Source organism: Plantibacter sp. lyk4-40-MEA-4 (assembly GCF_030209415.1).
In the GTDB taxonomy this organism is placed as follows: Bacteria; Actinomycetota; Actinomycetes; order Actinomycetales; family Microbacteriaceae; genus Plantibacter; species Plantibacter flavus_A.
Genome location: NZ_JARVSA010000011.1, coordinates 162,017 through 185,868, shown reverse-complemented (window position 1 = coordinate 185,868; position 23,852 = coordinate 162,017). Strand labels below are relative to the sequence as shown.

Genomic DNA, 23,852 nt, shown 5'->3' with positions numbered 1-23,852 from the left:
CCGCGTGATTCCGCGGAACTGGGACCAGGGTGGGGTCATCCGGTGGCGCTTCGCAGCGATACCATCGCGTAGAGTGACGAGCCCGTCGTGCGCAGCGATCGGCGACAGCGCGTGACCGGGTGCGCCCCCACCGATCGTGCGGCGACGACGAATTCTTAGGATTACCGCGGCCTATTCTTGAGCTCATGGAACCCCCGGAGGTTTGCATGGCCGTTCACGCGCTTACGTGCCCTCCTCGGGCGAACTCGAAGGCCCGTCGAACGCCCGCCGCAAGGAGTTAATGAGCCCGTCTGCCCTGGAACCTCTTGCGGAGACGGACGGGCACTAGCGTTAGAGCACGTGGCGGTGATCTATGCCACGATCCGGCGAGAGGATTTGATGTTCGAAATTGATGTGTTTTCGAACCCGCTCAGTGCAGTTGTGGGCAAAGGGCAGTCACTTCGACATGAGGACTACTCCCGGACGGTCCAGTACGACGAAGAGCTTGTGAAACCTGCATTGCTACTGGCTGACGTCGTGACCCTGCGTTCTCACCGCGTCGATCTGCTTCGAGGCGAACAGCGCGATTTCGATATGACGAGCCGCCGGGTGCCGCTCTTTGCGCAGTTCATCAACTTGTCGGCAACGAGAGACCGTAGTGCGCTCGAATTCCTGGGCCTCGCTGATCGAGACCTGCTGTCACCGAAGGAGCTCGAACATTACCGCGCGGTGCTAGCTCGTGAGAGCGCCGATGCAGAGCGATTGAGATCTGTTCCGATGCCCACCAATGCGCTTGAGATTCGTGCTCTGCGCGCCGCACACTATCGCGAGATGTCCAAGTATGACGTTGAGTGGGAGAGGTTGCAGGCGCGAGCGTCGCCCCTCCAGGCCGCACTTCGGCAGCGTCACGGGGAGGCGATCGAGGCGTTCAGGAGCGTAACGTTGGAGAAGCTCAGTCTGACGGGGCTTCTAAAGCAGGAAGCTTGGGACTCCCTGCCCAAATCGCGGCCACGGCAGGTACTAGACAATCTCGTCGGTGACGAGTCCGAGTTTCGACGGGCATTTCAGTCGATGGTCGATGAGGTCGTTGGCTCCACTAGAAGTGTCATGTTGGACAACGAGGTCAATGGTGCGATCGCCGATCTGAGTCCTACGGCAGGCGGGCTCGAGTCGGCGCTCACCATTAGCGGGGCAGTGAATCTCATGCGGATGGTCGAGGGCGTGAGCGCACTGCCGATCGATGAAATTCCCGGCGTTCGAAAGGAATTGGAGAGCTACCTACAGCCATTCCGCAGTTTCGTTATTGAAGTCTCTCGTGGAGTCGATTGGGCGGGTGTAGATGATGCGGAACGGGTTCGTCTGCTTCAGATTGCTTGGGAAGCAGACGTTCAGCCGGCCGTGGCAGAGATGGAGGCCCACGTTAGATCGGCGAGCTTCATCCGAAACGCCGTTGATGTCTTCGCTGACGGCCACGACACATTCGCAGCTGTCGGACTTGCCATCGGAACCGTTGCTGCCAGTGGGTTCCTCGGATTCTCGACTTTGACGGCGACGGCGGCAGCGGCGCCGCCACTACTGAAAGCGCTCCTTGGTTCCGTACGCGTTCGAGAGGCAGTAAAGGGAAACCGCGCATACCTCGTGCACGCGCTCCCCAAGACGAAGGCGGTGAGGCGTGCGATTCGGTCGTCCGCACGCGCTTGACTTCAAAGAGAAGCACACGAGATCGCACACCCATGAGTGGGCCCGGCTCATGTTGGTCGAGGACCGTAACCGGGACTGGTCGGCCACCGCCCCGCTAGCGTTGCGCCCACCGACCTCCGACGTTCTCGAGCCGCGTGAATACAGGCCCGCGGTTATGGGTGCCTGTCCATACGGGGCTAGCGAATGGTTCCGAACCAGTGGTCCATCGTTATCGGGCCGCAGTACGCGAAGTGGGTGCGCACAGCCCGTCGTGCGTAGAACGGATTGAAGTTCCCCTCATGACGTCGGCCATTCTGGGCGACCAGGAGGTTAGCGAAGGGAAATAGGTCTTCTGTAGCCAGGTCCGTTCGCGCAGTTCCGTGATGCGGGGCCAAGATGAGGTCGTAGACACACCGTCCGAAACGGTTGTGGTGGTACGACACGGCGCCGGCGAGTCCCCACCCTTCGGCGTCTCCGAAGTTCAGCACTGATCGATCGTCTGCCGCGATTACCAGGCTCAACGCGTTGTTGAGTCGCTGCAGCCGTTTGCCCAGACTCTTTACGCGCCTCGCATGGTCAATCGTCAGGGGAACGAAATCGTCGCGCCGACAGTGTCCGAGGTCGGCGTCATGCGCCGCCTGCGCCGCCTCATCGCTGTCGAACCATAGTTGGTCGTCCCAGAGTTCTGCCCCGTCCTGCGGTCCTATCTGATCGCGCTCCTCCGGCCACGAGTCGCCGTCGGGCAGATCCGCATCGGCGGAGTACGACGCTTCAGACGCCGCGCCATGGATCTCAGCAGCGACGTCGCCCCAGGAGTCACTCCTCCTCGAGCACGGTTCCTCTGCAACTTCATTGCTCGACCACCACGAACCGTATGCCTCTTCGAAGGCGTCCTTCAGCGCGGGTACCTCGTTGGCGAGAGTCGTCAGCTCAGCGAATGTGTTCACCGCCGCCCGGCTCATTGTGCTGCTCAGCTGACGTGGAGGCCAGAGCACCTCCCAGGTTCTGCCTGCGCCGTCGAACTGCTGCCCTTGCCTCATCGGGAGAGGCAGGAGTTCGGCCCCGATTTCATGCCATGCTCGCTGAAGACGGGTGGGCGTCACGAGCGGCTGACCGCTGGATACTGTCACGAGGGCAGCAATCATAGATGGCACCCAGTCAACGACGCTTGGCAGTCGGGGGTATCGCAGCTCGATTGTTGGCACAACCGGGCTCTCGCAGCCTGGATGCAGTTTCGCGTACTCCAGCAAGCCACGCCAGTGGTCGGCGTCAAAATGAGTCACCACGACAGTCGAAAGACCGCTCGTAGCAACCGGCCCGATCGCGGAATGAAGTTGCGACGCTGGTCCACGAGCGCTGGAGCCCCAGACTCCGCAATCCACAACCATCACGCCGCCAGAGCGGACGGTATAGATCGAACAGGCTCCGTCGCCTACGTCGAGCACGGTAGATTCAGCGAGGTCGAGGATCCAGGGCACCATGGGCCGACTCTACCCGCGGCGTTGGCTTATCGTCGATGGTCACGCAACGCTCAAACAGTCCTATGGAAATCGCTACCGGAACCCGAGTCCTCAACGAACGATGAGGCCGTTTGGTCCCCCTTGCCGTGCGCTAAATCGTGCTCGCGTTTGACCTGTACATGGCGTCCGACGTCTTCGGCAGTCGTGTCAGAGGTAGTCGCCTCACCCGGAGTTGGAATGTGCACTCCGTGCGCGACACGGTTTCGCAGGTCCCTCAGCTCATGGCGGATTGAGGCGCGTTGGCGGGAGATCATGGAGACATGAACTTGCTGAGGCGATTCCCCGGCGTACTCGGTATGATCGCCGCTGTGCGCGAACGAGCGGCGCTCAGACGCATACGACGCGCAAGCCGACGATTGGATGCCTTCGACGCCATCGCCAACTTCAGTCTCTCAGTGACTCAGCTGGAAAATCGATCAGATCAAGAAGTCGCGACTGACCACCTCATGGCGATACCGGAGTTCGCGGCCCTGGTCTTTGCTGAGCGTTCTAGGCGACGTATCACAGGAGCTTCGGGCGGGGCCCGAGCGCTCTCGACCATGCATTCACTGATCCCCGGTGCACTTTTCGCGGCCAATATGCGCACGATGTTCTCCCTCACCCGAATAGCCCAGAGAGCGCCGGAGCCCGGACGCGTCGTACCGCGCCTTACACATGCGGCGATTTCCCGAGAGGTGTTTCTCCGACTCCCAAGGTTCCACGACAAGGAGATGCAGCTACTCAAAGAGTTGTTCACGGGAGAGGTACGTCAATCGCTGGTGGACAGACTCGGGTTCGGGGCCGAGGAAATGTTCGCCGTCTACGAATCCCTCAACGCGTTCGTCGCACAGACCGCGTTTGATCGAATCCGTAGCGCCGCGGCCGACCTCGATGATCGCATTGCCAAATCCCCCGAACTGCTGGCATACCTGGAGGGTCGTCCTGAAGGAATCGAGGAAGCAAAGAAGCACATCGCTGGCGTGCAGGGCTTCTCGGATCTTGGCTCCGCAATCTCACTGACATTCGAGGAGATCAGGGCACGCACCAACCTCGATGGACAATCTCTGCGCGCGCTACTTGACCGACTCAGCATCGACCTTGACGTAACACACCGCGGGCTTGTCAAGGACTTCCTGGCTGGAAACAACCCGATGCGAATCCGGCCCTTCGTAACAGGAACGAACGCTAACGGAGAGAGGGTCTGGCTGCTGGTGCAGCCAACCTGGCTCATCTTCGGAATGCGTGAGCTGTTCGAGATCGAGCTGTCCACTGAGCCAATGGATCAGAAGTACATGAAACGGCGCGGCGAACTCCTCGAACAGCGTGGGATGCGTGCCCTCGTGAACTCGCTTGATCCCGACAGTGCCCTCATCAATGTTGAGTACACCGACAGCCAGCACAAGCGCTTCGAAGCCGACGGGCTCATTCTCGTGGGCAATGTGGCAATCGTGGTAGAGGCGAAGAGCAACCGCATCACTCCGCTCGCGCGCTCCGGTGCGGCCAATCGCCTCTGGCTCGAGCTTGGACCAATCATCACCAAGGCTGCAACGCAGGCCGATCGACTCCGTGCGCTCATCCACGAAGGCACCTCGCTCCACATCCGCAGTTCGTCATCGATGCAATCGGATGGCACCACAGACAACCCGAAAAAGAACTGGGATCTCGACACAACCAACATCACCGAGGTGTACACCGTCGCCCTGTCGCTTGAAGACCTCAACTTCATTGCGACAGTCACGGCTGAGCTGGTGGAGAGTGGGCTGATCCCGGCCGGCGCACCGGCACCATGGATCGTGAACGTGCATGACCTCGAGATCGCGACCGAGCTGTTGGAACGCCCCAGCGAACTCGTGCACTTTCTCTCGCGTCGGAGAAAAGCAGCAGGCAAGAACACCGTCCTGGCAACTGACGAACTTGACTATGTAATGCACTACCTCCTCATGGGGCTCTACACCGATGAGGACAAAGACGCGACAGAGCTCGTGTCCAGCCTCACCGAGGATCTCGACGCCTGGTACTTCTACCGGTCGGGTCAGAAGACGACGTTCGCACCAAAGCCCGCCCAGCCACTCACCACCGACATGGCCGACACCCTCGACCTACTGAACGACCACCGGCCCCACGGATGGCTGCAGGCAAGCATCAACCTCCTCGAGATGGATCTCCCCCAACGCGCCCAGCTCAGCGGCGCCCCGAGGAAACTCCGCGCAACCACCAGACACGATCACCAGCTCCATTCCATGTATGTCGAGGTCAAGGCCCCTGCCGCGGAGCGTTTCGGGTTCATCGCAATGAGCTTTAAACCTGGCATCCCTGAAGCCGCAATGCGGGCCCAGTTCCTCCAATACGCGACGCTCCGACAGTACGCATCGCGGATGGGACCACTATCTGCCTTTGCAAGCTGGCAGGGCAGCAACGCCGCGTTCGACATGTTCCTACATCTCGACGGCGAATGGTCCTACAACCCCCAATTGGAGGCGGCGACAAAAGCCGCGGGGATACAGAGGTCGGGGGAACCGTAGGCGTTGACGCACATCAATCTCCGACAACAGCGTAGAAGGTTCAGCGCACCGGAATAGGCTAAGGGCAACGCGATGATCTGGGTTCCGCCCAACTTCGTTGGTATCGACTCCGATGGATAGTGCCGGCGATGGGCGTTATAACAGTCGCCTCGAGTACACGCTGTGTGGACTGTCGCACACCGGCCGCGAGGGCCCACGAGCGACGCAGGCAACCGCTCCAGGCCAGAGGAAGTCGGAGCCGACATGCCGAGCTGAAACTCTTTACTGGCGCTACCCGATTACTCCAGCCCTCGAAGACGCTTTTGCTCATTGAGATACTCCGCGTCTGTCATCGCTCCCAAACGACCACGATCAGCTTCGGCGTCTGCAAGCTGGCCCTCGAACCGAGTCTTCGCAACCTCCCACCCCCTTGCCGCCGACTGGTTCTCGTGCGCGATGTCGCCGAAGCCGTACTGGGCGGCGTCAGCTGCTTGGAACACGCCTGCCTTGTACCGTCCGTCCGCATCGATGATGCTTATACGGACCTGCGCGATCTGATCGTCCAACTCGCTCAACCGTTCCCTTCGCGTCGGCAGGGCGGTGATTAGAGCTGTTCGCTTCTCGATGAGAGCAGTCTCAGCGGCGGCCACCTTGTCTTGCCGCGCGGTCTCGGCGTCCGCAGCGAACTGCGCGATTGACGCTTCCGTCGAGAGCATCGTCGCACGCGTGTCCGCGTGGAAGATGAAGGTCGCGATCAAAGAAGCCGCTGTTGCACCGAAGAGAGCACCGATTCCCAGTACTACCCAGTCCCGTCCAGTTATCTGTTGGGTCGCAGCGAAAAAGACGAGCGCGAACACGAAAGCCGCCGCGGTGAGAATTCCGAACACCCAAGACCATCTACTGTTCACGAACTCATTAAACAGGATGCGCCGCGCAAGGTACTAGTCGGACGCACCGGATTGCCTATCCTGGAGAAAAGTAGCTACCGGTAGATCGCCAGTATTTCGATCATGAGCGCGGGCCCCTGCAACCAGCTGTCATCGCTCGGTCCGCTCGGCCCTTTCGCCTCCAGTTCGCGCCGCTGCGCTCTCGGAAGTATGTCTAGACCGGGCAGGGCAAGAAGAGGTTTCTGGTCTTCGACGGCGAGTGTGCGGCTGACTTTTCCGACCACGTGCACATTGCCATCGAGCTCATCAGCGGCTGCTCGCAGATGGTCATCACGAAGCCTCCCGGCGACCTTCCAGTCGTCAGAGTCGGTTTCGCCCACGATCACCAGATCCCCGCCCATGACGTTTCCGAGCGTTTCAAGCATTGCGAGTTTGGCGTCGTCAATCTGAGGGATGTGAGCAGTCCCGAGCGTGGAACCGACCTCCTTCAGGGCCCTCAACGCTTCGCCCATCCCACTCGCAGGAGCCAGTGCCTTTATCACCGAAGGAATCTGTATGTCACACTCGACGTCGATCAGCGCACCCACGCGAAGCTGCGGAAACTCCTCATCGGGCTCATGCACAGCCGCCCAACCCGAAAGCTCGGGGTCCGCGGCAACGAGGGTCATCAACCGCTCAAACTGCGAAGGAGGCGTATCGACTAGTCGTACGGTGGTCTCTTCTGTGCGTGCGTAACGCCCCGCAGCGTCAGAATTCGACCCAGCACTGTCGTAGCTGCCGGCGGATCTCAGATTTCCATCCTTGGTCGAGGAACGTTCGCCCCCTTCGAGAGCGCTGAGGTAATCGCTCAGCGCTAGCTCATTCAGATACAAGAAGTTCTTCAGCATGCACGTACACCTCTCCTAGGGCCCAGTGGCCTCACGGGTACATCTTTGCATGTGGACGAGCTCGGGATTGATTACGTAATGAGGACGTGGAAGTGCCTCCGCGCCGCGAACGCGAGTTGGCTCTTAGCGCTGAGTTGCATACGGACTTTAGATCTCCTGGAGCATTTCCCCGCCCGGGCGGCCTTCGCGGCAGATGATGAGAACTCACAGATCCGGGAGAGCACTACTGCACGTTTCTCGATCGGAATGCGCCGCAACCCGAAACCGTGTGATCGAATCGCGTCGAGGCAGGGAGAATGTCTGCCACCACCCAGACGATGACCCTGTCGCCTGGTTCGACGGCAAACTTTCCCGACCACGCCCCGCCGAACCGACCGCCCAAAGCGACGGCTTGATCCTGCCCGATGCCGACGGATACCCCCGCCGGCGCTACACGAAGCGGAACCGATCGAGCCTGGGGGCTTCAGCATCGTTAACCTCGTCTGGCCCATCCCCGATCGAGTCTTCGAATGGGTAGAACCCGACGATCAGTAACCTGATCCATCCGAGGGTCGCCTTGACCTCAGATCGAAGCTCCGGCATCTGCATCCGCGTTCTCAGAGAGCTGAACGCCGCGCGTCGCAGTTGGCGTGAGGACATCGATGCAGCGCTCCGTCAAACGATGAGCGCCGCGAACGACATGTTCCGTGTCATCGCATACCTTGCTGCCGAACTCGGAAGCAACGACCAGGGAAGACCGAATCGGCCTGATCCGGTGCCTGAAGGGTGGCAGACCTACCTCGAAGACAGTTGGGACGAGTCGGCTTCGACCTATCAGCGCCTGCGCGCCGTCGACGAACCAATGCGCACGGACGAAATCGCAGGGATTGTGGGTGAACTCTGCGTCATCGCCGGAGCCTGGCTTGGGTCGATCGGTGTCGACTACGGATTCACCGGCGGCCGCGAGTATGTCTTCTGGACCAACGAGACCTACTGACACCGCGGCCTGAACGCCACCCACACCCTCCGGCAATCCGAGGCACCGGCCTCGCCGCCGGGGCGCTCACTTGATAGCTTCGGCGGCTGGACCGCTCAGAGCCGCTCGGATGCAGCCGCGACTGCCACAAGACATCGCCGCGAGGACGTTTTGCAATCTAAAACGTCGCTCCGAACAGAAAGCGACAATTTAGATTGCAAAGCGACACTCTACGACGTGCGTTCACACTACATCCCCGGCGCCATGTCGGCGAAGCGCGAGAAGTGCCCGTGGAAGCCGACCGTGATCGTGCGGGTCGGTCCGTTGCGGTGCTTGGCGATGATCAGGTCGGCCTCGCCTGCTCGCGGGCTGTCCTTCTCGTAGGCGGACTCGCGGTGCAGGAGCACCACCATGTCGGCGTCCTGCTCGATCGAGCCCGACTCACGGAGGTCGGACAGTGCCGGCATCTTGTCGGCTCGCTGCTCAGCACCACGGTTCAGCTGCGACAGCGCGATGACGGGGACCTGGAGCTCCTTCGCCATGAGCTTCAGCGCCCGGGAGAACTCCGAGACCTCCTGCTGACGGCTCTCGACACGCTTACCGGACGTCAGCAGCTGCAGGTAGTCGATGACGACCATCTTGAGTCCCACACGCTGCTTGAGTCGACGGCACTTCGCACGGATCTCGACGAGCGTCATGTTCGGGCTGTCGTCGATGTAGAGCGGAGCGTCGTTGATGCGGCCGCGCACCTGCGCGATCTTCGTCCAGTCCTGCGAGTCGACGGTGCCCTTACGCATCAGCTGCAGCGGCACCGACGCCTCAGCACTCATGAGACGCATCGCGATCTCGCTGCGCCCCATCTCGAGCGAGAAGAAGATCGACGGCTGGTTGTAGTGCACGGACGCAGCGCGGGCGAAGTCGAGCGCGAGCGTGGACTTACCGATAGCGGGTCGGGCGGCGACGATGATGAGCTGACCCGGGTGCAGACCGTTCGTCAGTTCGTCGAGCTCGCGGAAGCCTGTCGGCACGCCGGTCATGGAACCGTCGGTGTGCTTGGCGGCCTCGATCTCATCGATCGCCGCGCTCACCGCATCGGTCAGCGGGACGTAGTCCTCGACCTCCTGGTTGCCGGAGACGGCGTAGATCTCGGCCTGAGCGGAGTTGACGAGCTCGACGGCCTCACCCTCGGCGGCGTACCCCATCTGCACGATGCGGGTGCCCGCCTCGACGAGACGACGCAGCAGCGCGCGCTCCGCGACGATGCGGGCGTAGTACCCGGCGTTCGCCGCGGTCGGCACGAGGCTCGTGAGCGTGTGGAGGTAATCGGCACCGCCGGCGCGGGACAGCTCGCCCGTCTTGACGAGCTCGTCGGTCACGGTGATGACGTCGGTGGGCTCACCGTGCGAGTACAGCGTCAGCAGGGCGTCGTAGATGACCTCGTGCTTGGGGATGTAGAAGTCCACACCACGGAGCGTCTCGACCACATCGGCGACCGCGTCCTTCGACAGCAGCATGCCGCCGAGTGCACTCTGCTCCGCGAGGAGGTCGTGCGGAGGGACGCGCTCGTTGCCGCGCGGCTCGTCGTATGAACCGCCGCTCTCAGAGCGGTTGAGGTGAGCGATCGACAAGTGGACATCCCTTCTCGATGTGGACTCAGATGGTGCGGGTGGAGACGACTCAGGTGTAGCAGGAACGTGCGACACGCACGGGCCCTGCGGGGCGCCCACGGGCTACGGACGAGGGCTGCTCAGCCTGCTCGCTCGGCTGTTCCGAGACGCCGATGACTCACGATAGGGCCACTCGTCTCCACAACCAACTCCGCCTGTGGATAACTCTGTGGAGAGATCGGGGGAAACGCCGCGTGTCGTGTGCACAAGCTGTGGGAAACCCTGTGGAGAGAGAAGTTTTTCCGCCAGTCAATACTGTCCTGACCAGGAGATTCTGATTCCACAGGCTGTGTGTGGAAAGTTCTTTCGATCCTGTGTCGAACGTTGAGGAGAACGGGGGTCACCTGTGTACAACTTGCTTGACTCCGAGGGCGAAACGGGTGTAACACGCAGACGCCGAGACGACACTCCACCCCCGTTCTGGGCACAGAAAAGCGCGATGGCGGCAGACCTCTCGGTCCACCGCCATCGCGCTCATCACGACATGCGCGAGGTGCCGGGCCCGAAGGCCCGACACCGCACGGCGGGTACTACTTGGCCGCGACCACCTGAAGGGTGATCGTGGCGACGATCTCGTCGCGGAGGCTGATGGTGGCCTCGTGCTCGCCGACGTACTTGATCGGCGTGTGGATCTCGATCTTGCGCTTGTCGACCTCGCCCAGCCCGGCTTCCGCCACGGCCTTCGCGATGTCGGCAGGCTTCACGGAACCGAACAGACGGCCTTCGCCACCCGTCTTGACCGTGAGCTTGACCTTGGTGGCCTGGAGGCGAGCCTTCAGGTCCTGGGCCTCTTCGATCGTGGCGTGCTCGCGCGCAGCGCGGGCCGACTTGATCTGCTCGACCTGCTTCTCGCCACCGCGGGTCCACGGGGTCGCGAAACCCTGGGGCACGAGGAAGTTGCGAGCGTAGCCGTTCTTGACGTCGATGACGTCACCAGCGGAGCCGAGGCCGGAGACCTCGTGCGTCAGAATAACTTTCGACATGTGCGGCGCCTCCTAGCGGCCAGAGCCGGCGTAGGGCAGGAGCGCCATCTCGCGTGCGTTCTTGACCGCACGTGCGATGAGTCGCTGCTCCTGGACGTTGACACCGGTGATACGACGAGCACGGATCTTTCCCCGCTCGGAGATGAACTTGCGAAGCGTGGCGACATCCTTGTAATCGATGACACCGACGCGGATCGCCTTCGCGGGAGCGACGTTCTTGCCGCCCTTGGCACCGCGGGCAGGCTTGCGGCGGTCGCCGCTCGACTTTCCAGCCATGGTTGTTCCTTTGCGTGTGAATGGAGTGATCGGCTAACCGGCAGAACCGGACCGATCGAATCTGTTTAGAAGGGGGTCTCGTCGCTGTAGCTGCCCGGAGTGTTCCAGGCATCTGCACCGCCGTTGCCGCCGGAAGCTGCGGGTGCGCTCTGAGCCCAGGGCTCGTTCTGCTGCACCTGCGGAGCTCCGCCGCCGCGCTGCTGACCACCGCCGCCGCCACCCGAGGGTGCACGGCTGATGGTCGCGGTCGCGTACCGGAGCGAAGGGCCGATCTCGTCGACTTCGAGTTCCATCGAAGTCCGCTTCTCGCCTTCCTTCGTCTCGTAGGAACGCTGCTTGAGACGCCCGGTCGCGATGACGCGGCTTCCCTTGGTGAGCGATCCGGCCACGTGCTCGGCGAATTCACGCCAAACGCTCGCGCGCAGGAACAGCGCTTCGCCATCCTTCCATTCGTTCGTCGCGCGATCGAAGTTGCGCGGCGTGGAAGCGATGGTGAAGTTGGCGACAGCCAGGCCGTTCTGCGTGAAACGCAGTTCCGGATCGCTGGTCAGGTTGCCCACCACGGTGATGACGGTCTCGCCGGCCATGAGCCCTAGGCTTCCTTGGTCTCAGCCGCAGCCGGAGCCGCGTCTGCCTTGGGAGCCGCGGCGACAGCAGCAGCGGGCTTGGCGGCAGCCTTGCGGGCGGCCTTCTCTTCGCTGCGCTTCGTCTCGGTGGCGACCTGAGCGATGGCCTCTTCGGCACGCAGCACCTTGGTGCGCATGACGGCCTCGGAGAGCTTCAGCTGACGGTCGAGCTCCTGCGTGGCAGTGCTCGTCGCAGTGAAGTCCACGACGGCGTAGATGCCTTCGGTCTTCTTGTTGATCTCGTAAGCGAGACGACGACGGCCCCAGATGTCGACCTTGTCGATGGTTCCACCATCGTTGCGGATGACGTTGAGGAACTTGTCGAGGCTCGGTGCAACCGTGCGCTCGTCAATCTCGGGGTCGAGGATGACCATGAGTTCGTACTGATGCGTCACTAACCCACCTCCTTCGGACTCGAACGGCCACAGACTTTCTGTGGCAGGAGGGTGTAAGCATCGTTGCGATCGGGCGAGAACAGAGCGGACGCACCCGGGCAACCTTCACAGCGTACCGGACGGGAGCCCGTACCGCCACCGCGGGCCTGTCGCGGAGCCGCCACGCGTGGGATGCTGGACCCGATGAGCAGCCCAGCCAGCCGACAGCGCGCCGACCGACTGATCGGTCTCGACCTTGCGCGCTTCCTCGCCCTCATCGGCATGATGGCCACGCACGTGTGGGCGTTCGACATCGCCACTGGCGGACACACGCCGATCACGGAGGTGTTGTCGGGCAAGGCCGCTGCACTGTTCGCCGTGCTGGCCGGCATCGGGATCGTCCTCACGAGCCGCCGAGGCCTCGCCGCCGGCTCCCCCGCCGCGGCGCAACTCAACCTCTTCGGACGCGGCTTCGCCCTGCTCGTCCTCGGCCTCACCCTCGGCGTCCTGCCAGGCGGTATCTACGTGATCATCGCCTACTACGGCGTGACCTTCTGGCTCGCGATTCCGGCCGTCACGTGGCGTCCGCGCACGCTGTTGATCGTCGCGGCCGGCTGGGCGGTGGTCTGGCCGATCTGCTCGCAGGCGCTCCGCATGCCGCTCAGCGGCGTCGACTCCCCCGAGATCGGCAGTGCGTCCTGGTTCGACGTCTCGGGCGGTGGGTTCGCCCGAGGCCTGCTGCTCACCGGGGTGTACCCGGCGCTCACCTGGATCGTGTACGTCCTCGTCGGGATGGCGGTCGGCCGGCTGCTCATGGATGCGCGGGCGGACGGGACCCTGCGACGGTTCGCACTGCAGCTCGCGGCGATCGGACTCGTCGTCGCGATCGCCGCGGACCGCCTCGCCGCCCTCCTGCTCGGTCCGGTCGGCGGCGTCCAGGGCATCGCGCGCGCCTGGACCGGCGGGCTCGAGCCCGATCCGACGACGATCACCGCCGTCGAGGACGCCCTCGCCGAAGGGATGTACGGCACGAGCCCCACGGAGTCCTTCTGGTGGCTCGTCGCCCGTGCCCCGCACTCGGGCACCACGCTCGACCTCGTCTTCACGATCGGGATCGCGGCGGTCGTCATCGGTCTGTGCCTGGCGCTCGGCACCGCCCTGAACCGCGGCTGGTCGCTCGCGCTCCTGCCGGCGACCGGCGCCGGGGCCGCTCCGCTCACCGTCTACTCGGCGCATGTCTTCATGGCGTCGGTGGGAGCCTTGATCGCCGCGATCGCCGGGACGTACGCGGACACGGCGTGGCTCATCTCGAGCCCGCAGCTCTGGCTCGTCCACGTCGCCGGCGCGCTCCTCCTCGGCTGGATCATCGCCCTCACGAAGCGTCGCGGTCCGCTCGAGGCCCTGGTCCACGCGGCCGGCCGGGCACTCACGGTCGCCGCGAACCGCCCTGGTTGGACGCCCGCGACGATGACGCCCCTGCCCGAACCGCACGGAACACCGCACGTACGATGACCGGTCCGATGACACGAACCTCGACGCTGGACACGCGACCGCTCACGGAACGGATCGACCGACGCGCGCTTCGCGAGTACCGCAGGGGCCTCCCGGGCGAGATCCGTCCACCACTCCTGGCGGCGATCTGGCCCGCCGTCGTGCTGGCGGTGCTGCCGATCTTCTTCCTCTCCGCCTGGTGGTTGGTGCTCGAAGACGGCTCGATGCCGGATGAACCCTTGGACTGGTCGGCCCTGATCCTCCTGCCCTACCTCGCGCTGCCCGTCGGCATGCTCGTCCTGCTGGTGCGCACGGTCCGACGACGCAGCGGCGTGCGTCAGTACCGGCTGGACCGATTCGCTCGGGCGAACGGCCTGGGCTACCGACCGATCGCCGTTCCCGTGGCGCTGCCCGGGCTGATCTTCACCATGGGTGGGACGAGCGTGGCCAGGGACCTCGTCTGGCGCGACGGCAGGTCGCAGCTGTCGGTCGCGAACCTGGAGACGACCATCGGCTCGGGGCGGAACCGGAAGGTGCACCGCTGGGGTTACATGGCCCTTCGGCTGCCGGTGGCGCTCCCCCACATCGTCCTGGACGCCGTCGGCAACAACTCGCTCCTGCACCCGAGGCTCCCAGTCACGTTCACGAAGGACCAACGGCTGCGGCTCGAGGGCGACTTCGACCGCCACTTCGCGCTGTACTGCCCGCGCGGGTACGAGACGGACGCCCTCTACCTCTTCACGCCCGACGTCATGGCGCGGTTCATCGACACCGTCGCCGAGCTCGACGTCGAGATCGTCGACGACCACCTCTTCCTCTACTCACCCAAAGACCTCTCGACCCTCGACCCCGAGGTGTGGACGTGGGTGCTGTCGGTCGTCGACATCCTGACCGAGCGCGTCGCGCAATGGGAGCGCTGGCGGGATCGCCGACTGGAACCGGTCGACGCGGCGTCGATGGCGGCTTCGTTCCCACTGATCCGTCCACCACGAGGAGTGGCACGGCAGGGACGGCGCCTGTCCCGTCGGACGGAATGGTGGTGGCTCATCGGTCTGGCCCTCGGCGTCTACGGCTGGTACCTCATCATCACCGACGCCGTCCGGGCGATCACCGGCGGCTGAACCCCCCCCCCCCCATCCCAGCCCGCGAACTGTCACGTCGGAACAGTGCGGGCCGCGCACACCCGCATCAAGTGACAGTTCGCGGGCTACTTGGCGTCGGCGTAGGAGGTGACGACGGCGGTGGTGACCGGGAACTCGACCGGCGCGGTGCCGAAGATCAGGCGACCGGCCTCGGCCGCCGCCTCGCGCACGAGGGCGACGACCCGCTCGGTCTGGTGCTCGGGGCAGTGGACGACGATCTCGTCGTGGAGGAAGAAGACGAGGTGGGCCGACTCGGTGAGCGCGGCCGCCGGTCCGACCGACTCTGCGGCGAGCGCCTGCAGCCGCGTCCGGAGGCCGGCCATCCAGCACAGCGCCCATTCGGCGGCAGTGCCCTGCACGACGAAGTTGCGGGTGAAACGACCCCAGCTGCGCGCCTCCATGCGGGCGCGCTGGGTCGCGGCGGCGTTCGCGCCCTCCATCGACGCGGCCGACTGGATCTCCCGCCAGGTCTCGCCGGGCAGCGGTGAGGTGCGTCCGAGCCGGGTGCTGACCCGTTCCCCGCGCTCCCCAGCACGGGCGGCGGCCTCGACGAACTCGATCGCCCGCGGGAACGCCCTCGTGAGCCGCGGCAGGAGGCGCCCGCTCTCCCCCGTCGTCGCGCCGTACATGGCACCGAGCATCGCGATCTTCGCGTGTGGTCGGGTGTCGACCGCGCCGACGTCGACCATGCCCTGGTAGAGGTCGACGCCGCGTCCGGCATCGGCCATCGCGCGGTCGCCGGACATCGCCGTGAGGATGCGTGGCTCGAGTTGCGCGGCGTCGGCGACGACGAACCGCCAGCCGTCGTCCGCGAGGACGGCACCGCGGACCTGGTGCGGCAGCTGGAGGGCACCGCCACCGTCGGACGCCCAGCGGCCGGTGACGACCCCGCCGGGCACGTAGGTGGGGCGGAAGCGTCCGTCCTTCACCCAGGTCTCGACCCACGTCCAACCGTTCGCGGTGAGGAGACGGGACAGCTTCTTGTACCGGAGCAGCGGCTCGATGACGGGGTGCTCGATCTCCTGCAGCTCCCACTGCCGAGTGGAGGTCGCGTTGATGCCGGCACGCTGCAGGGCCTTGAGGAGCTCGCCCGGTGACTCGGGGCTGAGCTCTTGCACCCCGAGGGCGGCCTTGACCTCCTCGAGGACCGCGGCCAGCTTCGCCGGACGGACACCGGGCGGCACCTTGGGGCCGAGGGCGTCGGCGAGGATGCGGTCGTGGGCCTCGGCGTCCCACGGGAGACCGGCGAAGGTCATCTCCGTGGCGATGAGGGCACCGGCGGACTCGGCGGCGAGGAGGAGTCCGAGCTGCGAGCGTCCCTGCGGTGTCGCGCCGTCGACGGCGTCACGCTGGAGCGTGAACTCGGCGACGGGATCGCGTTCGCCGCCCGGGAGGTCGAGGTCGAAGAGGGTCCCGACCGCCTCCGCACGCTGGGCGACGCGCGGGTCGAGGACCTCGTCCCACGGGCCGGCCGGAGCCGTCGCGAGGGCGGAGTCGGCGGTGAAGGCGGCGTTGCGGAGGAGGTTGTGGGAGAGCCGGAGGTCGACGCAGCGGGCGACCCGGACACCCGCGGCGAGGAGCGCCGGGTACCAGAGCGTGGTGTCGTCCCAGACCCAGCGCGGCGGATTCGGCTCGGCTTCAAGACGCCGGACGAAGGCCGCGAGGTCGGCGCGCGGGATGGTGGTCTCGGAGACCGGAGGTGGTTCGCCGGACGGAATGGGGCGGTCCTCGAGGTGCACGACGCGCACACGGGCGCCGTCGAGCTGCTGGAGGACGATGTGCACCACCCCAGTCTGCCGTCACCCGCCGACCTCGCCCGACGCAACTCAGCGGCCGAACGAAGGAAAGGCCCTCCGTCCGGCAGCCGGGTTCACGATGCGTGTGCCGCGATCACCTCGAGCGGGTTTCGTTGATCAACCTCAGGACGAGATAACAAGCGAGAAGCAGAACACCGACTCCGCCCGCAACTGCCGCATATTCCGCCGGGGTATACGTCAGGTTCTGACCGACCACGGCAATCAGAACCGCGCTGGACACTAATCCGGCGGTCATAGCGCGTCGGATCTGCAGCGGCTCGCGGCGGGAGTTCACACGCACTGCGGATATCCGAGCTGCTGAACGTGGATACGAAGCACATTGCCGCATAGACCATGAGCGGCAATAGCGGCTGCCGCTGCAACGAAGACCCCGGTAGCTACTGCGCAGAGCGGAATGCCAACGCCGGGCAATGCGCACAGCGCAACCGCCAGAGCACCGGCACCGCCGCTAGCGATGATCCCTTGATCGGTCCGATTGAGATCCACATACAGCCCGTAAGGCCCCCAGCCGCCACCGAGACGCGATCGGTCCTGAGAAACGGCCAACTTGATCCCGGATCCCAAGTCATATGTGGTGATGACTGATGAACCGTCAATGGTGGTCGCGCGTTCGAAGTCCGAAACCTCAAGATTCGCAACAGCGGCTGCGACGGTATCCTGATCGATTTCCCCTGCTGGGAGGCCGCTCGACGGCGATGAGGCGGCGAGCTGCGCGGGCTCAATTGTCTCGCCATGCGCCGGGAAGACCGCCCCGAAAACCACGAGTGCGGCCACCGCCGCTCCAGTAACGCCGCCACGCACGGATACTTTCCTCATCTTGAACCCCTGTTCTCCTTGAATTTCCAGGTTGCCATGACCATAAAGGAATATGAGATGCAAGTCGAGTTAAATATATTTGACTTCATCGTTCCCATGAAGCGGTCGGAACCCGGGACATCCCCCCTATGGGGGTGGGCGCAGCGGTGCCAGACTGCGAGCATGCTGATCTCGACGATGAACGACGTCCCCGGCCGCCAGGTCACCGAGGTGCTGGGCGAGGTGACCGGACTCACGGTCCGTGCACGCAACGCGGGCGTGCAACTCGGCGCCAACTTCAAGGCACTGCTGGGCGGCGAGCTCTCCGGGCTCACCAAGCAGCTCGCTGAGAGCCGCGAGGAAGCGAAGCAGCGACTCATCGAGGCGGCCACCGCGCTCGGTGCCGACGCGGTGCTCGCGATGCGGTTCGACGCGGCCGAGGTCGGCCAGAACTACCAGGAGGTCGTCGCCTACGGCACCGCCGTCAAGCTCGGCTGAGCACGGGGCCTGAACCGACGCGGTCCCTGAGCTGTCGAAGGGCGCACTTCGACAGGCTCAGTGACCGGGGGTGAGGGTCAGGCGCGGAGGCGCTTGAGCTCCTCGCGACGCACGGCCTGCTCGGCCGGGTCTGGCACGGGGAGCGATGCGAGGAGTCGGCGCGTGTAGACGTCGCTCGGCGCACCGAGCACCGCTGAGCCGGGCCCCTCCTCCACGATGTCGCCGCGATACAGCACGACGATGCGGTCGGCGAGGATGTCGACGACGGCGAGGTCGTGGCTGATGAACAGCGACGCGAACCCGAACTCGCGCTGCAGCTCGGCGAAGAGCTCCAGCACGCGGGCCTGCACGGACACGTCGAGTGCCGAGGTCGGTTCGTCGGCCACCAGCAGCGCCGGTTCGAGCGCCAACGCCCGCGCGAGCGAAGCGCGCTGCCGTTGCCCGCCGGAGAGCTCGTGCGGGAACCGGTCGCCGAACGCCTTCGGCAGCTGGACCGCTTCGAGGAGCTCGTCCACCCGGCGTCGGGCCGCCCGTGTGTCGCCGAATCGACCGTGCACGATGAGCGGCTCCGCCACGCACTCGGCGATCGTGAGCAGCGGGTTGAAGCTCGTCGCCGGGTCCTGGAACACGAACCCGATCTCGCGGCGCTTCGGAGCGAACTCGCGCTCCTTCACCCGGTTCATCTCCACGCCGAGCACCGACAGCGAACCGCCGGTCACCTTGGTGAGTCCGGCGATCGCGCGGCCGATCGTGGTCTTGCCGGACCCCGACTCCCCCACCAGGCCGAGGACCTCGCCGGCATGGATCGTGAAGTCGACGCCGTTGACCGCGCGGAAGCCGGCACGGCCGAAGCGACCCGGGTACTCGATCTCGAGTCCCTTCGCGACCACCACCGGTTCACCGAGCTGCAACTGCTTCCCACGCTCGACCTCGGCCGGCGCGGAGCTCTTGCCGCGCCCGACGTGCGGCACCGACGACAGGAGCTTCTTCGTGTACTCGGCCTTCGGTGAGGAGAACAGCTCCTGGACGGGAGCCTCCTCGACGATGTCGCCCTGGTACATGACCACGACGCGGTCGGCGAGGTCGGCGACGACGCCCATGTTGTGCGTGATGAGGACGATGGCCGTGCCGAACTCGTCGCGGCACCGACGCAGGAGGTCCAGGATCTCCGCCTGCACCGTGACGTCGAGCGCGGTCGTCGGCTCGTCGGCCACGATCAGGCCGGGGTCGAGCACGAGCGCCATCGCGATGACGATGCGCTGCTTCTGCCCGCCGGAGAACTGGTGCGGGAAGTAGTCGACCCGCTCCTCCGGCTCCGGGATGCCGACGCGACGCAGGATGTCGATGGCCTTGGCCCGTGCCTCGGCCTTCGTGTACGAACCGTGCGCGCGGAGACCTTCGGCGATCTGCCAGCCCACCTTGTAGACGGGGTTGAGCGCGGTCGACGGTTCCTGGAACACCATCGCCGCGTCGCTGCCGCGGATGGACCGCAGCTGCTCAGCCGACGCCGTGACGACGTCCTGCTCGGTCGAACCGTCGCGGGAGCGCAGCACGACCGCGCCGGACGCCGTCGCCGTCTCCGGGAGCAGGCCGAGGATGGTCTTGGCCGTGACCGTCTTGCCCGAGCCGGACTCGCCGACGATCGCGACGATCTCGCGCGGTGCGACCGACAGTGAGATGTCGTTGATCGCCTTCACCGCGCCGGCGTCGGTCGAGAACGAGACCCCGAGGTCGCGGATGCTGACGATGTCCTTGGTGCCGAGGTCGCGTGGACCGGTGGTCGGCGTCGACTGGCTCATGAGCGCTCGTCCTCTCGTCGGTTCTCCAGATCGCTGTCCGCCGCGGCGTCGCTCACGGCTCCCAGCGACTCGGCGTCCATCATCCCGGCGCCACCGGGGCTGTCGGGCGTGCCACCGGTGGTCGTGATGCTCGACGTCGCAGCGACCGATCCACTCGACGCACCGACACGACGACGGCTGCGCAGACGCGGGTCGGACAGGTCGTTGAGGCTCTCACCGACGAGGGTGATGCCGAGCACGACGAGCACGATCGCGAGGCCGGGGAACAGCGCGGTCCACCAGATCCCGCTCGTGACGTCGGAGACGGACCGGTTGAGGTCGTAGCCCCACTCGGCGGCCGCGGTCGGCTCGATGCCGAACCCGAGGAAGCCGAGACCCGCGAGCGTGAGGATGGCCTCGGAGGCGTTGAGGGTGATGATGAGCGGCAGCGTCCGGGTCGCGTTCCGCAGCACGTGGCGGAACATGATGCGGGAGCTCGACGCACCGATGACCTTCGCCGACTCGACGAACGCCTCGCTCTTGATGCGCACGACCTCGGAGCGGATGACCCGGAAGTACTGCGGGATGAAGACCACGGTGATCGATATCGCGGCGGCGAGGATGCCGCCCCAGAGGCTCGACTGGCCGCGGCTGATGACGATCGACATCACGATCGCGAGCAGCAGCGACGGGAAGGCGTACACCGCGTCGCAGACGACCACGAGCACGCGGTCGAGCCAGCCGCCGAAGTACCCGGCGACGAGCCCGAGCAGGACGCCGATGAAGATCGACAGGATGATCGCGGCCACGATGACGAAGAGCGCGGTCTGGGCTCCCCAGAGCACCCGGGACAGGACGTCGTACCCGCCGACGGTCGTGCCGAGGAGGTTCGTCGCGTTCGGCGCCTGCTGCGTGCCGAACGAACCGTCGTCGCCGCGCAGCTGGTTGAACCGGTAGGGCGCGACGAGCGGCGCGAGGATCGCGATGAGCACGAACACGCCCGTGACGACGAGACCGATGACGAGCATCGCCCGCTGCAGCCCGACCGACTGTCGGAACTGCTTGACGACGGGGAGACGTTCCCGCAACGGTCGCTTCGCCGGCGCGGTCTGAATGGCGGTGGTGGCTGTCGGAGCACTCATGCTCAGTACCTCACCCTCGGGTCGATGATCGCCGCGATGATGTCGACGATGAAGTTGGTCAGGGCGACGATGACGGCCAGCAGCGCGACGATCCCCTGGACGGCGACGAAGTCACGCGCCTTGAGGTACTCGCTCAGCATGAAGCCGAGACCCTTCCATTCGAACGTCGTCTCGGTGAGTACCGCGCCCGCGAGGAGGAGCGCGATCTGGAGGCCGATGACCGTGATGATCGGGATGAGCGCCGGACGGTAGGCGTGCTTCGTCACGAGCCGGAACTCACTGACGCCGCGCGACCGGGCCGCATCGACGTAGCCGGAACCGAGCGTACCGATGACGTTGGTGCGGACCAGCCGCAGGAAGACGCCGGCCGTCAACAGGCCGAGGGCGATCGCCGGGAGCACCGCGTGGGCGAGGACGTCACTGATCGCCGTCGGATCGCCGAGGCGGATCGCGTCGATCAGGTAGATGCCGGACGGGCTCGAGATGGTCTGGAGCGTCAGCTCGGTGCCGGTGCTCGCTCGCCCGGCGACCGGGAGGATCCCGAGCCAGACGGAGAAGATGAGCTTGAGCAGCAGGCCGGCGAAGAACACCGGGGTGGCGTAGCTGAGGATCGCGAAGACGCGGAGGCCCGCGTCCTGCCAGCGGTCACGGCGGGCGGCGGCGAGCATGCCGAGCGGGATGCCGACGATGAACGCGACGATGAGCGCGTAGATCGCGAGCTCGAGCGTCGCGGAGCCGTACGTGAGGAGGACCTCGATGACCGGCCGGTTGTCGGAGATCGTCGTGCCGAAGTTGCCGACCGCGATCTGTCCGAGGAACTCGACGTACTGGACGAAGAGCGGCCGGTCGTAGCCGGCGGCGCTGATGCGTTCGGCGAGCTGATCGGCCGGGAGCCGGCCTCCGAGCGCCGCCGTGATCGGGTCGCCGGTCAGGCGCATCAGGAAGAAGACCATGGTGACGAGGATGAACACCGTCGGGATGATCAGCAGGAAGCGGACGACGAGGTACCGCCAGAGTCCGCCACCTCCGGAACGTCTGGCCGCCTTGGGGGGTGGGGTTGCGACAGCTGCCGTCATTGCAGTGGATCCTCCTCGATCACCGACTCGGTAGAGCCCGGACAGACGATCGGGGCGGCTCTGTGGAGCCACCCCGATCGCGACGTCCGACTCACTGTAGTCGGATATCAGTTGGTCAGGCTACTCAGCCCTTGGTGATGGGTGCGTAGCGGAACTTGAACGACGCGTCGAGGACGGTACCGGAGATGTCCTTGCCGACGACCGCGACCTGCGCGCCCTGGAGCAGCGGGATGGTCGACAGGTCGGCCGCCTCCGCGTCCTGGATCTGCTCGATGAGCTTCGTCCGTGCGTCCGCGTCCGTCGTGGAGCGCTGCTCGTTGATCAGGTCGTTGACGGCCGGGTTGTCGTAGTGGTTCGCGAGGAAGTTGTCCGTGGCGAAGAACGGCGTCAGGTAGTTGTCCGCGTCGGAGTAGTCCGGGAACCAACCCAGCTGGTAGGCCGGGTAGACGTCCGTCGTGCGGTCCTTCGAGTACTGCACCCACTCGGTCTGCTGCAGGTTCACGGTGAACAGGCCGTCGGCCTCCAGCTGGTCCTTGATGAGCGCGTACTCGTCGCCGGACCCGGAGCCGTAGTGGTCACCGTTGTACTGGAGGTTCAGCGCGACCGGGACGGTCACACCGGCGGCCTCGAGCGTCTCCTTGGCCTTCGCGGCGTCGGGGCCGCCGTCGCCGTCGCCGTAGAGACCCTTGAGGGACTCGGTGGCACCGGTCAGGCCGGCGGGCACGTAGGAGTAGAGGGGCGTGTAGGTGTCCTTGTAGACGTCCTTCGCGATCGCAGCGCGGTCGATCAGGTCGGCAGCGGCCTGGCGGACGGCGAGCGCCTTCGCCGGGTCGGCGTCAGCAGTGGTGGCACCGTAGGGCATCGTGTCGAAGTTGAAGACGAAGTAGCGGATCTCGCCACCGGGGCCGTCGACGACCTTGACGTTCTTGTCCTTCTTCAGGTCTTCGATGTCGGTCGCCGAGAGGCTGCGCGATGCGACGTCGATGTTGCCCTGCTTGACGTCGAGCTTCAGGTTGGACTCGTCGGTGTAGTACTTCACGTTGACGGTGTCGTTCTTCGCCTCGCCGAGGAGGCCCTGGTAGTCGGCGTACTTCTTGTACGAGATGAGCTCGTTGAACTTGTAGCTGTCGATCGTGTACTGGCCGGCGAAGGCCTTGCCCTTGACGATGTCCGCGTCGGGCGTGATCTCGGTGGCGGAGAAGACGTCCTCGTCGACGATCGGGCCGACGGGGCTCGAGAGCACCTGCGGGAAGGTCTGGTCGTTCTCGGTCTTCAGCGTGAAGACGACGGTGAGGTCGTCGGGCGCGTCGGTCTTCTCGAGGTTGCCGAGGAGCGAGGACGGTCCGTTGTCGTCCGCGATGGCGAGTTGACGGTCGAAGCTGAACTTCACGTCGGACGAGGTGAGGTCGTTGCCGTTGGCCCACTTGAGGCCCTTCTTGAGCTTCACCGTGTACTCGGTGGGCGAGGTGAACTCGGCCGACTCGGCGATGTCGGGCTCGACGTCCGGGCTGTTGTACGGCGTGTTCAGGAGGAACGGGAAGACCTGGTTCATGACGGCGAAGGAGCCGTTGTCGTACGATCCGGCCGGGTCGAGCGTCGTGACCTTGTCGGTCGTGCCGATGACGATCGTGCCACTGGCGCCGCTGCTGGAGCCGCTCCCGCCGCCGGCGGCGCAGCCGGCGAGGGCGAGGGCGGTGATGGAGAGACCCGCGAGCGCGACGGCGCTCTTCCGGAATCCGCTACGTGGGGATGACATTGATGTCGACCTCGTTTTCTGTGTGTGAGAGACGGCACGGCTG

20 protein-coding genes are annotated in these 23,852 nt (G+C 65.1%); 6 read left to right on the top strand and 14 right to left on the bottom strand.

Annotated elements, in window-relative coordinates; genetic code table 11:
* The first annotated feature begins 339 nt into the window (after positions 1–339).
* Positions 340–1,680, top strand: coding sequence for a hypothetical protein (locus QRN44_RS17870; protein ID WP_285039887.1), 1,341 nt, complete (start codon positions 340–342; stop codon positions 1,678–1,680).
* Positions 1,681–1,856: 176 nt separating this feature from the next.
* On the opposite strand, the gene QRN44_RS17865 is transcribed toward QRN44_RS17870, so the two are convergent.
* Positions 1,857–3,140: an MBL fold metallo-hydrolase gene (locus QRN44_RS17865; RefSeq protein WP_285039885.1), complete on the bottom strand. Its 1,284-nt coding sequence runs from the start codon at positions 3,138–3,140 to the stop codon at positions 1,857–1,859.
* Between the two features lie 626 nt (positions 3,141–3,766).
* Between QRN44_RS17865 and QRN44_RS17860 the strand changes: the two genes are divergently transcribed.
* A complete protein-coding gene (locus QRN44_RS17860) occupies positions 3,767–5,680 on the top strand; it encodes a hypothetical protein (protein ID WP_285039883.1) in 1,914 nt (637 codons plus the stop codon).
* A gap of 278 nt (positions 5,681–5,958) precedes the next feature.
* Here QRN44_RS17860 and QRN44_RS17855 read toward each other — a convergent pair whose 3' ends face one another.
* Both QRN44_RS17855 and QRN44_RS17850 read right to left on the bottom strand, forming a co-directional pair.
* Entirely contained in the window at positions 5,959–6,546 is a 588-nt protein-coding gene (locus QRN44_RS17855; RefSeq protein WP_285039881.1) for a restriction endonuclease subunit S domain-containing protein, read from the bottom strand.
* Between the two features lie 95 nt (positions 6,547–6,641).
* Positions 6,642–7,433: a DUF6414 family protein gene (locus QRN44_RS17850; protein WP_285039879.1), complete on the bottom strand. Its 792-nt coding sequence runs from the start codon at positions 7,431–7,433 to the stop codon at positions 6,642–6,644.
* A 556-nt stretch (positions 7,434–7,989) separates the two neighbouring features.
* Between QRN44_RS17850 and QRN44_RS17845 the strand changes: the two genes are divergently transcribed.
* Positions 7,990–8,409 (top strand): hypothetical protein, encoded by a 420-nt coding sequence (locus QRN44_RS17845; protein WP_285039878.1) that lies wholly within the window; start codon positions 7,990–7,992, stop codon positions 8,407–8,409.
* Between the two features lie 227 nt (positions 8,410–8,636).
* Here the strand turns inward: QRN44_RS17845 and dnaB are convergent, their stop codons facing one another.
* From dnaB to rpsF, 5 genes are all read right to left on the bottom strand, one after another.
* Positions 8,637–10,010 (bottom strand): replicative DNA helicase, encoded by a 1,374-nt coding sequence (dnaB, locus tag QRN44_RS17840; protein WP_502928654.1) that lies wholly within the window; start codon positions 10,008–10,010, stop codon positions 8,637–8,639.
* Between the two features lie 575 nt (positions 10,011–10,585).
* Positions 10,586–11,038: a 50S ribosomal protein L9 gene (gene rplI, locus QRN44_RS17835; RefSeq protein WP_056780635.1), complete on the bottom strand. Its 453-nt coding sequence runs from the start codon at positions 11,036–11,038 to the stop codon at positions 10,586–10,588.
* Between the two features lie 12 nt (positions 11,039–11,050).
* Entirely contained in the window at positions 11,051–11,314 is a 264-nt protein-coding gene (rpsR, locus tag QRN44_RS17830; RefSeq protein ID WP_056010351.1) for a 30S ribosomal protein S18, read from the bottom strand.
* Between the two features lie 65 nt (positions 11,315–11,379).
* A complete protein-coding gene (locus QRN44_RS17825) occupies positions 11,380–11,901 on the bottom strand; it encodes a single-stranded DNA-binding protein (protein WP_064295656.1) in 522 nt (173 codons plus the stop codon).
* Positions 11,902–11,906: 5 nt separating this feature from the next.
* Positions 11,907–12,314, bottom strand: a complete 408-nt coding sequence (gene rpsF / locus QRN44_RS17820; protein WP_217485263.1) for a 30S ribosomal protein S6 — start codon at positions 12,312–12,314, stop codon at positions 11,907–11,909.
* Between the two features lie 204 nt (positions 12,315–12,518).
* Between rpsF and QRN44_RS17815 the strand changes: the two genes are divergently transcribed.
* Both QRN44_RS17815 and QRN44_RS17810 read left to right on the top strand, forming a co-directional pair.
* Positions 12,519–13,826, top strand: coding sequence for a heparan-alpha-glucosaminide N-acetyltransferase domain-containing protein (locus tag QRN44_RS17815; protein ID WP_285039874.1), 1,308 nt, complete (start codon positions 12,519–12,521; stop codon positions 13,824–13,826).
* Between the two features lie 8 nt (positions 13,827–13,834).
* Entirely contained in the window at positions 13,835–14,926 is a 1,092-nt protein-coding gene (locus QRN44_RS17810) for a hypothetical protein (protein WP_285039872.1), read from the top strand.
* A gap of 86 nt (positions 14,927–15,012) precedes the next feature.
* Here QRN44_RS17810 and QRN44_RS17805 read toward each other — a convergent pair whose 3' ends face one another.
* Together QRN44_RS17805 and QRN44_RS17800 are read right to left on the bottom strand one after the other, a co-directional pair.
* Positions 15,013–16,731 carry a bifunctional 3'-5' exonuclease/DNA polymerase gene (locus QRN44_RS17805; protein ID WP_502928652.1) on the bottom strand — a complete coding sequence of 573 codons (1,719 nt, stop codon included), beginning with the start codon at positions 16,729–16,731 and terminating at the stop codon, positions 15,013–15,015.
* Between the two features lie 303 nt (positions 16,732–17,034).
* A complete protein-coding gene (locus QRN44_RS17800) occupies positions 17,035–17,643 on the bottom strand; it encodes a hypothetical protein (RefSeq protein WP_285039870.1) in 609 nt (202 codons plus the stop codon).
* A gap of 99 nt (positions 17,644–17,742) precedes the next feature.
* On the opposite strand from QRN44_RS17800, the gene QRN44_RS17795 reads away from it, so the two are divergent.
* Complete coding sequence (locus QRN44_RS17795) at positions 17,743–18,057, top strand: YbjQ family protein (RefSeq protein WP_064294105.1); 315 nt, start codon at positions 17,743–17,745, stop codon at positions 18,055–18,057.
* 77 nt (positions 18,058–18,134) lie between these two features.
* Here the strand turns inward: QRN44_RS17795 and QRN44_RS17790 are convergent, their stop codons facing one another.
* From QRN44_RS17790 to QRN44_RS17775, 4 genes are all read right to left on the bottom strand, one after another.
* Positions 18,135–19,856 carry a dipeptide ABC transporter ATP-binding protein gene (locus tag QRN44_RS17790; RefSeq protein WP_175116576.1) on the bottom strand — a complete coding sequence of 574 codons (1,722 nt, stop codon included), beginning with the start codon at positions 19,854–19,856 and terminating at the stop codon, positions 18,135–18,137.
* A complete protein-coding gene (locus QRN44_RS17785; protein ID WP_285039868.1) occupies positions 19,853–20,977 on the bottom strand; it encodes an ABC transporter permease in 1,125 nt (374 codons plus the stop codon). Before QRN44_RS17785 ends, QRN44_RS17790 begins: the two co-directional genes overlap by 4 nt.
* Before the next feature lie 2 nt (positions 20,978–20,979).
* Positions 20,980–22,053 carry an ABC transporter permease gene (locus tag QRN44_RS17780; RefSeq protein ID WP_285039866.1) on the bottom strand — a complete coding sequence of 358 codons (1,074 nt, stop codon included), beginning with the start codon at positions 22,051–22,053 and terminating at the stop codon, positions 20,980–20,982.
* Positions 22,054–22,177: 124 nt separating this feature from the next.
* Positions 22,178–23,809 (bottom strand): ABC transporter substrate-binding protein, encoded by a 1,632-nt coding sequence (locus QRN44_RS17775; protein WP_175116578.1) that lies wholly within the window; start codon positions 23,807–23,809, stop codon positions 22,178–22,180.
* Positions 23,810–23,852: the final 43 nt, after the last annotated feature.

Coding starts and splice junctions, on each gene's coding strand:
- QRN44_RS17810 (WP_285039872.1), top strand. CDS start 13,835: ATGACACGAACCTCGACGCTGGACACGCGACCGCTCACGGAACGGATC.
- QRN44_RS17815 (WP_285039874.1), top strand. CDS start 12,519: ATGAGCAGCCCAGCCAGCCGACAGCGCGCCGACCGACTGATCGGTCTC.
- QRN44_RS17795 (WP_064294105.1), top strand. CDS start 17,743: ATGCTGATCTCGACGATGAACGACGTCCCCGGCCGCCAGGTCACCGAG.
- rplI (WP_056780635.1), bottom strand. CDS start 11,038: ATGTCGAAAGTTATTCTGACGCACGAGGTCTCCGGCCTCGGCTCCGCT.
- QRN44_RS17775 (WP_175116578.1), bottom strand. CDS start 23,809: ATGTCATCCCCACGTAGCGGATTCCGGAAGAGCGCCGTCGCGCTCGCG.
- rpsF (WP_217485263.1), bottom strand. CDS start 12,314: ATGGTCATCCTCGACCCCGAGATTGACGAGCGCACGGTTGCACCGAGC.
- QRN44_RS17780 (WP_285039866.1), bottom strand. CDS start 22,053: ATGACGGCAGCTGTCGCAACCCCACCCCCCAAGGCGGCCAGACGTTCC.
- QRN44_RS17825 (WP_064295656.1), bottom strand. CDS start 11,901: ATGGCCGGCGAGACCGTCATCACCGTGGTGGGCAACCTGACCAGCGAT.
- QRN44_RS17860 (WP_285039883.1), top strand. CDS start 3,767: ATGTTCTCCCTCACCCGAATAGCCCAGAGAGCGCCGGAGCCCGGACGC.
- QRN44_RS17790 (WP_175116576.1), bottom strand. CDS start 19,856: ATGAGCCAGTCGACGCCGACCACCGGTCCACGCGACCTCGGCACCAAG.
- QRN44_RS17865 (WP_285039885.1), bottom strand. CDS start 3,140: ATGGTGCCCTGGATCCTCGACCTCGCTGAATCTACCGTGCTCGACGTA.
- QRN44_RS17785 (WP_285039868.1), bottom strand. CDS start 20,977: ATGAGTGCTCCGACAGCCACCACCGCCATTCAGACCGCGCCGGCGAAG.
- QRN44_RS17850 (WP_285039879.1), bottom strand. CDS start 7,433: ATGCTGAAGAACTTCTTGTATCTGAATGAGCTAGCGCTGAGCGATTAC.
- rpsR (WP_056010351.1), bottom strand. CDS start 11,314: ATGGCTGGAAAGTCGAGCGGCGACCGCCGCAAGCCTGCCCGCGGTGCC.